The organism is Acinetobacter sp. YH12145, assembly GCF_013418335.1.
GTDB lineage: Bacteria > Pseudomonadota > Gammaproteobacteria > Pseudomonadales > Moraxellaceae > Acinetobacter > Acinetobacter amyesii.
Map to the genome: position 1 here is coordinate 309,917 of NZ_VPCE01000003.1, position 15,257 is coordinate 325,173.

Consider the following 15,257-nt stretch of genomic DNA (forward strand, 5'->3'; position numbering starts at 1 on the left):
ATAGTTGAGCCAAGTTATGAGTCTGTATGCAACCCAAGATGAAAAGAAACAAGCTGCTGCAAAAGCTGCGTTAAAGCATTTGCCAAAGGGCGGTATTTTGGGTGTTGGTACAGGAAGTACTGTGAACTTCCTCATCGAATTATTGCCAGAGCTTCAACTCGAAGCTGCTGTTGCAAGTTCTGAAGCAACTGCACAACGTTTGAAAAAATTAGGCATTGAAGTGGTTGATATGAACCACGTTGGAGGTTTAGATGCCTATGTAGATGGCGCGGATGAAATCGACCGTCATATGCACATGATTAAAGGCGGCGGCGCAGCGTTGACTCGTGAAAAAATCGTGGCGTCTATTGCGAAAAAATTCGTTTGTATCGTAGATGATTCTAAATGGGTTGATCAGTTGGCACGTGAATTTCCGCTTCCTGTAGAAGTGATTCCAATGGCACGTTCTGCTGTGGCACGTAAAATCGTTTCTTTAGGCGGCGATCCTGTGTACCGTGAAGGCGTAGTAACAGATAACGGTAATGTAATTTTAGACGTACACAACTTAAATATCCTAAATGCATTGGAACTTGAAAAGACTTTGAATGACATACCAGGTGTAGTGTGTAACGGTATCTTTGCATTAAACAAAGCTGATATTGCTGTTGTTGCAACTGATAACGGTATTGAAGAGCGTACTGCGGTTTAATCTATAGAAAATTTAAATGTAAATAGAGTTTCGATTTATATTTAAATTTCTAATGGAAGTTCCCTCTCCTTTGAGGAGAGGGTTAGGGAGAGGTCAATTTAAAAGTCCCCCTCATCCTAACCTTCTCCCAGGGGGAGAAGGGACTCCTAATATATTTTTGAAAATATTTAAAATTCAATTTATGCATTATTAATAAGCTTTTAAAAGAATAAATGACACCCAACCTTCCTGAAATTCAAATCACCCGAAAATTACGTGCCACACGCTTAAGACTGCGTGTAGAACCAACTCAAATTAAATTAACGGTTCCCCAGTTTTGTACTCAGCGCCAAGTTCAAGATTTTCTGAAACAATCAGAACAATGGATGATTGAGACATGGCAAAAGCAGCAGCAAAAAACAGGGCAGATTGATAAAACGCTACCAGTAGAATTAAAACTATTCAATTTAGAACAGCCTTTAAGTATTGTTTATAAAGTTCAAAAACATTCATTCATCTTAGATGAAGAAAATCATCAGCTATTCATCAGTGATCGGCAGCCTGAGCAATATTTAAAAAGCTTTGTGATTGCTTATGCCAAAGAGTATTTACCAATTTATTTAAAGCAAGTGAGCAGTGAAACAGGCTTGAAATATGGTGATTGCTCAATTCGTCAGCCCAAAACTCGCTGGGGGAGCTGTTCTGCAAAGCATGACATTATGTTGAATAGTGGGCTGGTACTTTTTCCGTTGGAAATCACGCGTTATGTGGCTGTACATGAGTTAGCGCATACTAAGCACTTTGACCATAGCCCAAACTTTTGGGCTGAAGTGCAAAAGCATGATATAAATTTTCAGCAGCATCGAAAAATACTAAAAATGACGGCAATGCCTTGGTGGTGGGTGCTCTGAATTAAAGGCACTAAGTTGTAAACACTAAAGCATTTCTTAATATATTATTTCAATTAAATCAAATCCTTCTTGGTATGTAGGCGGTTCTAATGCGTAATAAACATTGGTTAATGCCATCAGATCGACTATTTCATCTGAAGGGCGTTGAGCGTTTCTTTTTATGCATAACTCGAGCGGGATTTGAAACCATACAGCAACGCATTTTTTACCCAATTATTTAGCTTGCTCAATTATCGGTAGACGTTCAGATTGCTTTACTAAAATAGCATCAAAAATAATATTTTCAGGTTCGCGGGATATTTGGTTTTTGGCCCAAGTTGATTTCCCAGCCCCTTGGCATCCGATCAATATATAAATGATTTTAACCTTTGGGTTAGTTTTTAATTCATGCTTAAAAGCGTCAAAACAGCATTGCCATGCTGGAATATTTCTTTCTTTAGTGAAGACACGACCTTGAGCTGTGGATAGGTAATGATCAGGATTTATATGCATGATCTGACTTAATAGGATTCAGAAGATAAGCTAACATTATAAAGTGAAGCTTTATATGTCAAAACAGTTCAGAAAACCGTAACTTCCTGTCATACTACGCAGTCATCAAATGGATACTTTGAATAGAGGTAATGAGCGTGATTTCAGTAGGTATTGTCGGCGGTACAGGTTACACAGGTGTTGAATTACTGCGTATTTTACTGCGACACCCAAATGCAGAAGTGAAAGTTTTAACTTCGCGTACTGAAAATGGCCGCCGTGTGGATGATATGTTCCCAAGCTTGCGTGGACATACAGACCTTTGCTATTCAGATCTAAATATTGAAGAACTAAAACAATGTGACGTTGTATTCTTTGCGACGCCGCACGGTGTTGCAATGAAACACGCAGAAGAGTTAGTTGCTGCAAATACTAAAGTGATTGACCTTGCTGCTGACTTCCGCTTGCAAGACTTAGCTCAATTTGAGAAATGGTATGGTTTAGACCATGCCTGTCCAGAGCTATTAAAAGATTCAGTTTATGGTTTGTCTGAATTAAACCGTGAAAAAATTCAAAAGGCTTCAGTGATTGGTAACCCAGGTTGTTACCCAACAACTGTTCAGCTCGGTTTAGCGCCAGTATTAAAAGCCGAAGGATTAGTGAAACCTGAAAGCATTATTATTGATGCAAAATCAGGTGTGTCTGGTGCAGGTCGTAAAGCCAGCCTAGGTATGATCTATTCTGAAAATGCAGATAACTTTAAAGCATATGGTGTAGCGGGTCACCGTCATCATCCCGAAATAGTAGAAGCCTTAGAAAATATTTCAGGTCAAAAAGGTGTGTTTAACGAAATTTTATTCGTACCGCATTTAGTACCGATGATTCGTGGCATGCTCAGCACTATCTATATTGATTTGACAGACGCAGGTGCTTCTGCGGATTTACAAAGCATATATGAACAGTTCTATGCCAATGAGCAGTTTGTAGATGTTATGCCTGCAGGAAGCTCACCTGAAACACGTACTGTGCGTGGTGCGAACCAATTACGTATTGCGATTTGTAAACCTCAGCCGAAAAAATTAGTGATTTTGGTGGCTCAAGACAACTTGGTGAAAGGTGCAGCAGGTCAAGCCGTACAAAATATGAACTTGATGTTTAGTTTTGCTGAAAATGCAGGACTTCAAGGCATTGGTTTATTACCATAAGAAACGATTTAAAACTTCACACACATTTAAAACTGGATTTAAATGTGTGCCTTGAGTGAACTAAAAATAAGAGATGACGATGTCGAATACAGAATCTAATTTCAAGTCAGAACCTGAAAACAGTGAAAAAACGCCTTTTATGAAGACGAATATGCCACTGGCGATTGGTGCAGTTGTACTTGCATTGAGCAGCGGTTTTCTCGGATATAGTATCGGTCATCGTCAGGGCTTAACTGTGGTCGGTTATGATGCAGATGCAGAGCAACTTGTTGATGTAGTGCAAAAGCAAAAAACTGAATTAGCAGGCCTGAATAAAAGTTTGAATGCGGCAATCCAAGAGCGTGATGTCGCTGTAAGTAATTCAAATGATTTATATTTGGCTGTTAAAAAAGCACGTGATGATCAAGAGTTAACCGGTAATTTGGGTGTTTTGTATCGTGAAGTATTGCGCCAACGTGGTGGTATGCCGCTTGCAGTACAACATTTAGCGATTAAACCGTTACCTGAAAATGCGTATGAATACCAACTTGATCTCGTTCAAGTAAGTCCGTCAAAAAGTAATGTATCTGGAAGTGTTGAGCTGCGTCTAATTAAGGGTACAGAAGTACTTGCAGTGCCATTAGAAGACAAAAACTTTAACTTTAGTGAAAGTGAACGACTCACTGGACGTTGGACCATGCCAAAAGGCTTTAGTCCAGACTTTATTGAAGTGCGTTTAACCGGTTCTAAACCCGTTATTCGCCGTTTTAGCTGGTCGAAAGGTCAGCCTGTTGAAAATCAATCTGCCTTCCTTTCAGAAATTCCTCAAACTGAAGCAAGTGCAAACTAAGTGTGAAACCTAAATCCTATGCGAACCAATAAGCGTCAAACGTGTTTATCTGACATTAAAAATTCATTTTACCAATCTGGTTTAGTGGACTGGCATCTAAACCCGACTCTCAGCCAAGGTACGCAGGATGATGGTGATTCAGACATTCAAGTATTGACTGCGCCACCTGAGTTAAAGCGTCCTCCTATGTATGCTGTCGTTTTAATGAACGATGATTACACTCCAATGGACTTTGTAATTGAAATTTTACAACAATACTTTGCTTTGAATCTTGACCAAGCCACTCAAGTAATGCTAACTGTACATTATGAAGGAAAGGGTGTTGCAGGGGTTTATCCGCGAGACATCGCAGAGACTAAAGCAAATCAGGTCAATAATTACGCTCGGTCGCAAAGTCATCCATTACTTTGTCAGATTGAGCCAAAAGATTAATAAGGGGATTACATGCTCAGTCGTCAATTAGAAGTATCACTACGTTTGGCTGTCAGCATGGCTCGTCAAAAGAGACATGAATTTTTGACGGTAGAACATTTATTATTGGCTTTACTGGATAATGATTCCGCTGTTAATGCATTGAAAGCATGTGGCGCAGACATTATTGTACTTCGCAAAGAACTTGAAGAATACGTAGAACAACATACCCCTAAGCTTGGCGAAAATAGCGATCAAGCGCCACATCCTACAGAAAGTTTTGATCGTATTTTGCAGCGTGCAATTTTCCATGTGCAATCGAGTGGTAATGACCGCACTGTAGAAGGTGCAGACATTTTAGTTGCGATGTATTCAGAGCGTGATTCATTTGCGGTGTATTTACTTAAACGCCATCAAATCAACCGTTTGACATTAACGCAGTACTTGTCTCATGGCACACGTAAAGATGAAGTCCAAGCTGAAGAGGAAATTGAAGAGCTCGATGGTGAAAACACCACGTCTTCAAATTCTGGCCCATTAGAGCTATATACGACCAATCTGAATGTTGAAGCTCAAAAAGGCAAAACAGATCCACTAATTGGTCGTGAAAAAGAGATTGAACGTACAGCTCAAATTCTATGCCGCCGTCGTAAAAACAACCCGCTTTTGGTAGGTGACCCAGGTGTAGGTAAAACTTCTATTGCTGAAGGTTTGGCTTGGCTCATTGTAAATGGTAAAGCTCCTAAACCGCTTGAAAATGCTGAAGTATTTAGTTTAGACATTGGTGCTTTAGTTGCAGGAACTAAATACCGTGGTGATTTTGAAAAGCGTTTAAAACAACTGTTAAATGCATTGAAGAAAAAGCCCGAAGCAATTTTATTTATTGATGAAATTCATATGATCATCGGTGCAGGCTCAAGTATGGGCAGCACGATGGATGCATCGAACCTCATCAAACCAGCTTTGGCGAATGGTACTTTACGTTGTATCGGTTCAACGACTTTCCAAGAATACCGTCAAGTTTTTGAAAAAGATCATGCATTATCTCGTCGTTTCCAAAAAATTGATGTCAATGAACCATCTATTTCAGAAACGATTGATATTCTGCGTGGCTTAAAAGGCAAATTTGAAGAATTCCATCATGTGAAATACGAAGATCAAGCGTTGGTTTCTGCGGTTGAACTATCAGCGAAATTTATCAATGATCGTTTCTTACCTGATAAAGCCATTGATGTGATTGATGAAGCTGGTGCGCAGCGTCGTTTAAAAGCTGAGCAAGATGATACAGTCATTTCAGTTGAAAACATTGAAGATATCGTTTCGAAAATTGCGCGTATTCCACCGAAAACTGTCTCTAAAGATGACAAGAGCGTTCTTGAAAATCTTGAGCGTGATCTGAAACGTGTGGTGTTTGGTCAAGATGAAGCGATTGAAGCGCTTTCATCTGCGATTAAATTATCTCGTGCAGGTCTTAAAGCACCAGATAAGCCAGTGGGTAATTTTGTCTTTGCGGGTCCTACAGGTGTGGGTAAAACTGAAGTCACTAAGCAATTGGCAAAATTATTAGGCGTTGAACTTGTACGTTTCGATATGTCGGAATACATGGAACGTCATGCCGTATCTCGTTTAATTGGTGCGCCTCCGGGTTATGTAGGTTTTGATCAAGGTGGTTTGTTGACCGACGCGATTCATAAAAATCCGCATTGCGTACTTTTACTAGACGAAATTGAGAAAGCGCATCCAGATGTCTTTAATTTGTTATTACAAATTATGGATCATGGTTCATTAACGGATAACAATGGTCGTAAGTCTGACTTCCGTAACGTCGTGTTAGTGCTGACTACCAATATTGGTGCAGAATCAATTTCACGTGTGAGCATTGGTTTCATGGATCAAGATAACAGTAATGATAACCAAGACGCGATGAAAAAAGCCTTCTCTCCGGAGTTCCGTAACCGCTTAGATGGTGTTATTCAATTTAAAGCATTGCCAACAACTGTCATTGAAAGTGTGGTTGATAAGTTTTTAACAGAGCTTCAGGCACAGTTAGATGACAAAAAAGTGGTTCTTGAGGTTGACCAAGATGCACGCGAATGGATGGCAGAGCAAGGATACGATCGCTTGATGGGCGCTCGTCCAATGCAGCGTTTAATTCAAGAGCATTTGAAGAAACCGCTTGCTGAAATGATTTTGTTTGGCGAGCTTGCGGAACATGGCGGTAATGTTGGTGTTTCAGTGAAGAAAGAAAATGGCAAAGCTGTGGGCTTAAAACTCGAAGTGTTTGAAGACCAAACCGCTGAACCTGCTTAAGTAATTTAATTAACGAAAAACCCGTGCTTGCACGGGTTTTTTATATTTATTCGACGCTAGATTTGGGTTTCTCAATGATGGACATACCATTAACAAAAGTGCTGACCACATTTGGTTTATTTGCACTGACAGCACTGATGGAAATTTTAGGCTGTTACTTCCCATATTTGATTTTAAATCAGCAAAAATCGCAGTGGTTATGGACTCCAACAGCGCTTGCATTGGCTGCATTTGTTTGGTTATTGACGTTGCATCCAGCAGCTTCGGGTCGTATCTATGCAGCCTATGGCGGAATCTACATTTTCTCTGCATTGCTGTGGTTGCATTTTGTCGATCACGTAGTTCTAACACGTTGGGATATGCTAGGTGGCGTCATTGTGTTGGTGGGCGCAGCTGTGATTGTATTACAGCCTCAAGGTTTAATTCGTTAAGTTAAACAATGCAAAAGTTAAACCAAGAGCTGTAAGAAATTAGATATTTATTTAAATTTGCACTCTGTATTTTTAATGATAATTTCGTATTGTTTGCTACCCGAGCTTAGATCCATTTCAATTTTATATGGATTAACACGTTGAAATTGATGCTCGAATAGTAATTCACAGTTTTGGAGTGAATTATGCTTGATGAGTTGCTTCACCTTATGTTCACCGACTGATTGTTCAAATTGCGCAAAATCAGGGGTGGTGATAATACCATCAATTTCAATCTTATCCGCTTCCATTTCCATTTTTTCCATCAACATATTCTGATCAACTTGATAGGGAAGAGTGCGTGAATCTTCATCACTAATGGCAGCCAGTATTTCGTTTAAACCTGTTTTATTTTTAATTTTAAAATTGCTATCTAAAATCTGATTTTTCACCAAGTATTGATCTAATTCACTTGGTTCACCAGCAAAGCTAAAAGTAGATAAGCTCAATCCAAGAGCCAATAAGCAAATATTTCTTAAACGCATAATCTTAATCACTTATAAAAGTTATGGTTTTATTAAAGCATGCAAAAACAAAAAAAGCACCCGAAGGTGCTTCATTTATCTAAGTAAAACCTTAGTCTTTTTTAAGATTTTCGTTAATTAAGAATTCAACAAGTGCTTTTTGTGCATGTAAGCGATTTTCAGCTTCATCCCAAACCACAGCATTTTTGTGGTCAAGCATATTTTCCGAAATTTCTTCGCCACGATGCGCAGGTAAGCAGTGCATAAATAGGCAGTCAGCGTGAGCAAGATCCATCAGGCGTTCATTCACTTGATAATCAGCAAACGCTTTTTCACGAATTTTTTGCTCTTCTTCTTGGCCCATACTTGCCCAAACATCTGTAACGATTAAATCTGCATTAACTGCAGCATCTTCGGCAGAATCAACAAGTTCCACACAGTGTGCAAATTCAGATAGAAATTCTGCTTTAGGTTCATAGCCCTTAGGTGCAGCGATTTTTAATTTAAAGCCCCACATATGAGCAGCTTCAATATATGAGTTACACATATTGTTGCCATCACCAATCCAAGCAACCGTTTTACCTTCAATAGAACCACGGTGTTCAACAAATGTTTGAACATCGGCAAGTAATTGGCAAGGGTGGTGATCATCTGTTAATGCATTGATGACAGGAACTTTTGAATAAGAAGCAAAACGTTCAACAATGTCATGACCAAAAGTACGAATCATTACAATATCAAGCATGCTTGAAATCACGCGTGCAGAATCTTCTACTGGCTCGCCACGCCCTAATTGAGAGTCGCGAGATGAAAGGAAAATTGCACTACCACCAAATTGGCTCATTCCTGCTTCAAACGATACACGTGTACGGGTGCTCGATTTCTCAAAAATCATGCCCATGACTTTACCAACGAAAGGTTGGAAAACTTCATTGTTATGCTGTTTGCGCTTGAGTTCGATACCGCGCTGTACAATTTGATTGAGTTCTAAAGTCGATAAATCGCGTAAAGTTAGAAAGTGACGTAGAGCCATTGTTACTCCACAATAATTGCTGAATCAAAAAACAAAACAACAATTAGTTGTTGGTTGGTTAGAGAAAAAGGAATCGATTAATATACTATAAGAGAGGTAAATTGCAAAAAATCTAGCGCTTTTGGTGACCGTCTAGGAAACGATCGACGCAATAACTGATGTAATTGATGGTTTCTTGATCATTTTCATCAATGGTAATGCCCATGAGAACGCGCCATTCTAAATTTCGCAAAATTCCAAAATAAAATTGAGCCGAAAACAACGGGTTTTCACAATACAGCAAACCGTGTTGATGCGCTTGATTTAAAATTTCTGCAACGGTGTTCTGAATTTGTTTTGGGCCTTGCTCATGAATATAACGTGCTATTTCAGGATTACGTCCTGTTTGTTCTAAGACTAACCGCATAAATGCCGCATTTTCAGGCATCACGATATGCTGATGAAAGTCACTTAAAGTATTGATGAGATAAGCACGAATATCGGTGTCAGGGCTCACCGTAAATGGTAGGCAAATATCTTTGAAAAATAAGCAGCGACGATAGTCACAAATGGCCTTAAATAATCCGTCTTTATTACCAAAATATTTATAGATTGACGCTTTTGAACCACCCGCATGATTCACGATGTCATCTAATGAAACTGCATCAAACCCACGTTTTAAAAAAAGCTCCGTAGCACTTTCTAAAAGCGCAACACATCGTTCATGTCCGCGCCGCGTTTGTGGCTGGTCATGCGTTAAAGGTTCAATGTGTATTAAATCTTGCATAAAGTGATAATATTTAACAAAAAAAGAGCTGATTTGACGATAATTATAGCAAAAAATTCAGTACTTTTCTGCTTTGCTCATAAATAAGGGATCTTTGACTAAAGAATAACAACAGATAGGTGACAAGTGAAATATTTGACTAAAGTTTTAGAGTTAATATTCTACAAAGCCATAGAGTTGGAAAAAAATATGGATATACTCAAACTTCGAAAATTAAAGTAAATGCCGTGGAAAGGAATATGACACAACAAACGTCTGCAGGCTTAAGATTTAGACAAGCATTGGAAATCGAAAAACCATTACAAATCATTGGCACAGTAAATGCCTATGCAGCAATGATGGCAAAAGAAGTTGGCTATAAAGCCATATATTTATCTGGTGCAGGTGTTGCGAACTATTCATATGGTTTACCTGACTTAGGCATGACCAGTTTAGATAATGTTTTGGAAGATGTTCGTCGTATTACTGAACGTGTAGATACGCCATTACTTGTCGATATCGATACAGGTTGGGGCGGTGCATTTAATATTGCCCGCACTGTGAAGCAAATGATTGCTGCGGGTGCAGCAGCGGTTCATATCGAAGACCAAGTGGCACAAAAGCGTTGTGGTCACCGTCCGAACAAAGAAATTGTGACGCAGCAGGAAATGGTTGACCGTATTAAAGCGGCTGTTGATGCAAAAACCGATTCAAACTTTGTGGTGATGGCGCGTACAGATGCATTACAAAAAGAAGGTTTGCAAGCAGTGATCGACCGTGCATGTGCCTGTGTAGAAGCAGGTGCAGATGCGATCTTTGCTGAAGCAATGACTGATATTACCATGTACAAAACTGTCTGCGATGCTGTTGGTGTCCCTGTACTGGCAAACATTACAGAGTTTGGTGATACCCCTTACTACACCAAAGAAGAACTAGGCGAGCAGGGTATTGCAATGGTGCTTTACCCATTATCACCAACACGTGCAATGCAAAAAGCGGCACTAGAAGTAATGCATGCGATCCGCAATGAAGGTACACAAGTCAATGTACTGGATAAAATGCAACAACGAAAAGAACTCTATCAATTCCTCGATTATCACACTTTTGAAAACACCTTAGATAAATTGTTCACTGAAGGAAAATAAAAATGGCTGAAGGAAAAGTACTCACGGGCGCAGGACTGCGCGGACAAGTAGCTGGTAAAACTGCATTGTCAACTGTAGGCAAAAGTGGTGCGGGCTTAACCTATCGTGGTTATGACGTTCAAGACTTGGCAGAAAACTGTCAGTTTGAAGAAGTCGCGTACCTGATTTTCTTTGGTGAATTACCAACAACAGAACAGCTTGCAGCATACAAAGCCAAACTCAAATCATTGCGTCAATTACCGCAGGCGTTGAAAGAGGTGTTAGAACGCATTCCTGCTGACTCGCACCCAATGGATGTGATGCGTACAGGCGTTTCAATGCTTGGAAATTTAGAAACTGAAAAATCGTTTGAAGAGCAACAAGATGTTGCAGACCGTATTTTGGCAACACTACCGGCAATCATCTGCTATTGGTACCGTTTCAGCCATGATGGCGTACGTGTAGAAGAAAACACTGATGATGATTCAATCGGCGCACAATTCCTACATTTACTGCGTGGTGAAAAACCAAATGAATTGCATGAGCAAGTGATGAACGTGTCACTGATTCTATATGCAGAGCATGAATTTAATGCCTCTACATTCACAGCGCGTGTATGTGCATCAACATTGTCTGATATGCATTCTTGTATTACAGGTGCAATTGGTTCACTTCGTGGTCCATTACATGGCGGTGCAAACGAAGCTGCAATGGAAATGATTGAAAACTGGACGTCTCCAGAAGAAGCTGAGCGTGAAATGTTGGGTAAACTTGAGCGTAAAGAAAAGATCATGGGCTTTGGTCATGCGATTTACAAAGACAACGATCCACGTAATGGCATTATCAAGAAATGGTCTGAACGCCTAGCAAAAGACGTCGGTGATACTGTACTTTATCCTGTATCAGTGCGCTGTGAAGAAGTGATGTGGCGTGAAAAGAAATTATTCTGTAATGCAGATTTCTTCCATGCATCTGCATATCACTTCATGGATATTGCAACCAAACTATTCACGCCAATCTTTGTAATGTCACGTGTAACAGGCTGGGCAGCGCATGTAATGGAGCAGCGTGCGGACAATCGTATTATTCGCCCAAGTGCAGACTATACAGGTCCGGAATTACGTAAAGTTGTGCCGATTGCAGAGCGTTCTGCGGCATAATTTTAAAGTGTAATAAAAAAGCCTCAAAAGAGGCTTTTTTATTATTTGTTATTTAAGTTAACAATCTATTTGGTTAGTAAAACCGGATCTTCAACGCTATATCCTGTTTCAAATGGAATCCCTAGATATTTAACAGTCACTAAATAAAAGGGCTTTTGCATTACACGATAAGTTTTAGAGATTTTTAAACCTTCTTTATAGGTCTCAGCCTTTTGTACAGCGCTTTTATACTGCGAATTTTTAACACGATATTGATAGGTCCATTTATCAATGGTTTCAGTGGGGTCATACCATGATTTTGCAGTGCCATTCATGGTTGTTAATACCTGTATTCGAGCATTATTGTTATTTACTGGTGTTAATTTGACTAAACGTTTTTTTATTTTCGCGATTTCTTTATTAAACTGGGTGCTGTCTTGATCGTAATCAATCCGTTTTGTCTTTGGATTAATATACAAAGACTTCACTGTAATTAATTGCGTCGGTTTTTTGCTATCTAATTGATAATAATATAATTGTGGTAAACGACCACGACCATCTTCAAAATGACGCATTAAATAGATTTTTTGGTCTTTTTTATCAAAACCTAAAACCTCAATGGTTTGAGGGCCGCCTACCGTCGCGAAAGCAGAGCAGGACAGTAGGGTGCTAATTGCGAATGCATTGAAATGACGTAGCTGCATTTTCTTGTCCTGATAAGTAAATTCCTCAATACAGTATGCGATGCAAAATGATATTTAAATATGAAGATTATGTATGTTTTATTCTGCATTTAAGATGTCTAATACACTGTGAGCAACATTTTCAGTTAACTGATCTAAGCGTTCTAAAGCCGTACCCAAAATAAAATAATGATAATTATAGATACGACCATCATGTAAGATTGAAATATAAAATGTTCCTTCGGGTTTTTCTACGGTTGCACTGCCACCGGGTTTGAGTAATCCGGTGCAGGCCACCACGAAGTCCGCATGAAAAAATAGTTGTTGTCCTTGCTCAGCCATTGCTTGAGTCACTTCTGCGGATTCGGCCGTAAATTTTTCTATTAGTAGAGGATCTACTTTTAAAATTTCACGCTTGATCGATGGATCATAGCTGACAAGACCACCTAACAAGATATCTGCACCACTATTCTTATAAATTGAAAATTGGCTACATAAATAACCAGAGCTCGCACTCTCGATAAACGCGATAGTCATGGATTTTTGTTCTAAAGCATCGCAACACAGTTTAAGCATGTGCTTACCCCAAAGTAGAATGGTGAATGATCATTAGTATTCTTAAAATTTTAGCATTGATTTCGCTTGCCTGTAATTTCACTAAAAGTCTAAGTTGGTACTGTGTGTGTTGTGGAATTCACGAAAATAGCGTGATTGTTTAGAAGCTGTACGAAAATATGAAATAAAGGTTTCTTCGGAAGGAAAACGATGTTAAAACTTAAAATAAAGAGCGTAACAAAAGTAGGTTTATTTCAATGAAAACGACTGTTAAATATGTAGTATTAAAAAGCCTAGACTATCAATTGGGCACGCCACTTTTTCAAGAAGAATTAGACGCAGATAGCCTGTATTTTGATCAAATTCCGGCTGTAATTCAGTATCAAAATCATCAATTCAAAGTGAAAAGCAAAGAGTTAAAGCGTGTTTATTTGGCGGAAGAAAATGAAGACATGCAAACCATTATTGTGAAAGTACTTGCCGTTTAATTTCGATCAATTTGTAGTATTAAAAATACAGTTCTCATTGAGTTGGGAGCTGTTTTTTTGTATTTGACAGACTCAAATTTATATATAAATCTAGATTTAAAGGAGATATGTATTTTTAATGACCACTTGATCGTGTCGTCTTCGCTATTCGACTAACAGCTATTTAATCCCCCAGATATTATTTAGTATAATTTATCTGTTTTTTCATGGGGGGAAGAAATGATGGACTTATTTAAATTTCTAAAAAGCTTTAATACAACGGGCACTTATCTTTTAATTTCAACGATTTCGCTAGTTTGCTTAGTTGTGTATTTCTATTTTATTAATCCAAAATGATCTAAGTTGGTTACCAACATCTTTGGCTTTAAATAAAGATCTTAGTAAATAAAACTACATAATTAATTTTTATATCAAAAATATTGATATAAATTTTTGAATAAATTTAAAATAGAGCTAATGGTTTTAATTCATTTGTGTATGGGTAAAGCCAAAACGATAGCAAGGTTTTTCTATGCAAGATTTTATGAAAGAAGAAGCGCCACGTACGAAAGATTTTGGACGTAGGTTTGTTCATCTAGGAATTATATTGCGGAATAAGACCTTACCGGTAGGTTTGTGCAACAAAGCCTTTAACGATATAAAAACTTTAATTTTTTAAAATTGTAAAAAAATAACTTTTAAGACTTTTAGGTTATGTACTTTAATTAAACTTAACAATGGTTTAGCTAGATATTTAAATTGGATAAAAGTTAATATCTTTAATTTGCATTAATGTTTTGTTTTTTGATATATTTCGCACTTTTAAATTTATACAATTTAGTTAAATTAATAGAATAACTATTCTAAATCAAGCAATCAAAATGCCCAATTTATATGATCATAATGTTTTAAGGCAGATCTATGATTTTATAGTCGAACGGGAAGGATTCGAAAAATTAACACCCTATAACCAAGCTATGGAGTTTTTCAAAGAACTTTCTCAAGGAGATCAATCGGACGTCATACAAACGGAGCCAAATATCCTTTATGGAAAATTTGGGAGCATATCTAAAATCAATCTTAGATTAGTACCCTTATTTCGAGAAAAGGATAAGTTCTTAAAATGGGCTTATGAGCAACTAAACTAACTAAATAACTTACTAAGTATTACTAAAGAGTATGAAATAACAAACTCAAACATTAGGAATAAAAAATGACTAACAATACCAGCGGTATAGTGAAATGGTTCAATGAAGGTAAGGGATTTGGATTTATACAATCTGATAGTGGTGAAGATTTATTTGCACACTACAGTGAAATAAACATGAGTGGATATAAAGTACTGAAAGAAGGGCAACGTGTACAATTTGAAATTACTCAAGGAAAAAAAGGCCGACAAGCTAGCAATATCACAGTTATGTAAGGCAACTGTGTTGGGTTGCTAACCGCAGTTAATAAACATAAAAATTTAGCCGTAAAAATTTTTTTGAGCTTTGTGCACATGGGTACAAGCTTCAAAATACTTATTACAATATTTTTCTTTAGTTTAATCGTTATTTGCTTTGTAGTTCATACGGAAAACAAGGAAATAAGGTTAAGTGAAATGAAACGATTGGTTAAATAATATTTATGTTATTAAATTTAAATAGGGTCTGTTGACATTTACTGTGCAAAAAAATAGCGAGAAAGTAGAATTTAATCGCCAAACCAAATCTACTCCTCGCTATGCCTCGTACAATGTTGACTGATCAACACTGGTCTAAGTTAGAAAAC

At 38.0% G+C, this 15,257-nt stretch carries 17 protein-coding genes; 11 read left to right on the forward strand and 6 right to left on the reverse strand.

All coding sequences use genetic code 11. The features are described from left to right. Positions 1-16 precede the first annotated feature (16 nt). Positions 17-688, forward strand: a complete 672-nt coding sequence (gene rpiA, locus FTU80_RS04320) for a ribose-5-phosphate isomerase RpiA (protein WP_078188646.1) — start codon at positions 17-19, stop codon at positions 686-688. 212 nt (positions 689-900) lie between these two features. After that, the gene (locus FTU80_RS04325) at positions 901-1,578 is read left to right on the forward strand and encodes a SprT family zinc-dependent metalloprotease (protein ID WP_180084339.1); all 678 of its coding nucleotides are present in this window, start codon (positions 901-903) and stop codon (positions 1,576-1,578) included. 213 nt (positions 1,579-1,791) lie between these two features. Here FTU80_RS04325 and FTU80_RS16375 read toward each other — a convergent pair whose 3' ends face one another. Then, complete coding sequence (locus tag FTU80_RS16375) at positions 1,792-2,070, reverse strand: hypothetical protein (RefSeq protein WP_228157131.1); 279 nt, start codon at positions 2,068-2,070, stop codon at positions 1,792-1,794. Positions 2,071-2,201: 131 nt separating this feature from the next. Between FTU80_RS16375 and argC the strand changes: the two genes are divergently transcribed. The 5 genes from argC (at position 2,202) to FTU80_RS04355 (ending at position 7,235) form a co-directional block, all read left to right on the forward strand. Next, positions 2,202-3,254, forward strand: coding sequence for an N-acetyl-gamma-glutamyl-phosphate reductase (argC, locus tag FTU80_RS04335; RefSeq protein ID WP_180084340.1), 1,053 nt, complete (start codon positions 2,202-2,204; stop codon positions 3,252-3,254). A gap of 79 nt (positions 3,255-3,333) precedes the next feature. Further along, a complete protein-coding gene (locus tag FTU80_RS04340) occupies positions 3,334-4,083 on the forward strand; it encodes a hypothetical protein (protein ID WP_180084341.1) in 750 nt (249 codons plus the stop codon). A gap of 18 nt (positions 4,084-4,101) precedes the next feature. Then, a complete protein-coding gene (clpS, locus tag FTU80_RS04345; RefSeq protein WP_078188641.1) occupies positions 4,102-4,515 on the forward strand; it encodes an ATP-dependent Clp protease adapter ClpS in 414 nt (137 codons plus the stop codon). Between the two features lie 12 nt (positions 4,516-4,527). Further along, positions 4,528-6,804, forward strand: coding sequence for an ATP-dependent Clp protease ATP-binding subunit ClpA (clpA, locus tag FTU80_RS04350; RefSeq protein WP_180084342.1), 2,277 nt, complete (start codon positions 4,528-4,530; stop codon positions 6,802-6,804). Between the two features lie 77 nt (positions 6,805-6,881). Continuing rightward, positions 6,882-7,235, forward strand: a complete 354-nt coding sequence (locus FTU80_RS04355; protein WP_180084354.1) for a YnfA family protein — start codon at positions 6,882-6,884, stop codon at positions 7,233-7,235. A 47-nt stretch (positions 7,236-7,282) separates the two neighbouring features. Here FTU80_RS04355 and FTU80_RS04360 read toward each other — a convergent pair whose 3' ends face one another. From FTU80_RS04360 to FTU80_RS04370, 3 genes are all read right to left on the reverse strand, one after another. Further along, positions 7,283-7,759 carry a hypothetical protein gene (locus FTU80_RS04360; protein ID WP_180026239.1) on the reverse strand — a complete coding sequence of 159 codons (477 nt, stop codon included), beginning with the start codon at positions 7,757-7,759 and terminating at the stop codon, positions 7,283-7,285. A gap of 91 nt (positions 7,760-7,850) precedes the next feature. Beyond that, positions 7,851-8,771 carry an ornithine carbamoyltransferase gene (argF, locus tag FTU80_RS04365; RefSeq protein ID WP_078193464.1) on the reverse strand — a complete coding sequence of 307 codons (921 nt, stop codon included), beginning with the start codon at positions 8,769-8,771 and terminating at the stop codon, positions 7,851-7,853. Positions 8,772-8,883: 112 nt separating this feature from the next. Continuing rightward, entirely contained in the window at positions 8,884-9,537 is a 654-nt protein-coding gene (locus FTU80_RS04370) for a TetR/AcrR family transcriptional regulator (protein ID WP_078188637.1), read from the reverse strand. Between the two features lie 239 nt (positions 9,538-9,776). Here FTU80_RS04370 and prpB point away from each other — a divergent pair, with 239 nt between their 5' ends. Together prpB and prpC are read left to right on the forward strand one after the other, a co-directional pair. Next, positions 9,777-10,661 (forward strand): methylisocitrate lyase, encoded by an 885-nt coding sequence (gene prpB, locus FTU80_RS04375; RefSeq protein WP_180023756.1) that lies wholly within the window; start codon positions 9,777-9,779, stop codon positions 10,659-10,661. A 2-nt stretch (positions 10,662-10,663) separates the two neighbouring features. After that, entirely contained in the window at positions 10,664-11,800 is a 1,137-nt protein-coding gene (gene prpC, locus FTU80_RS04380) for a 2-methylcitrate synthase (protein ID WP_111883699.1), read from the forward strand. Between the two features lie 65 nt (positions 11,801-11,865). On the opposite strand, the gene FTU80_RS04385 is transcribed toward prpC, so the two are convergent. Both FTU80_RS04385 and FTU80_RS04390 read right to left on the reverse strand, forming a co-directional pair. Then, entirely contained in the window at positions 11,866-12,483 is a 618-nt protein-coding gene (locus FTU80_RS04385; RefSeq protein WP_180084343.1) for an aminotransferase, read from the reverse strand. Positions 12,484-12,561: 78 nt separating this feature from the next. Then, positions 12,562-13,038: a CinA family protein gene (locus FTU80_RS04390; protein ID WP_180041411.1), complete on the reverse strand. Its 477-nt coding sequence runs from the start codon at positions 13,036-13,038 to the stop codon at positions 12,562-12,564. Between the two features lie 236 nt (positions 13,039-13,274). Here FTU80_RS04390 and FTU80_RS04395 point away from each other — a divergent pair, with 236 nt between their 5' ends. Next, on the forward strand, positions 13,275-13,505 hold the full coding sequence (locus tag FTU80_RS04395) for a hypothetical protein (protein WP_078190858.1): 231 nt from the start codon (positions 13,275-13,277) through the stop codon (positions 13,503-13,505). A gap of 1,192 nt (positions 13,506-14,697) precedes the next feature. Beyond that, positions 14,698-14,907, forward strand: coding sequence for a cold-shock protein (locus FTU80_RS04400; RefSeq protein ID WP_180084344.1), 210 nt, complete (start codon positions 14,698-14,700; stop codon positions 14,905-14,907). Positions 14,908-15,257: the final 350 nt, after the last annotated feature.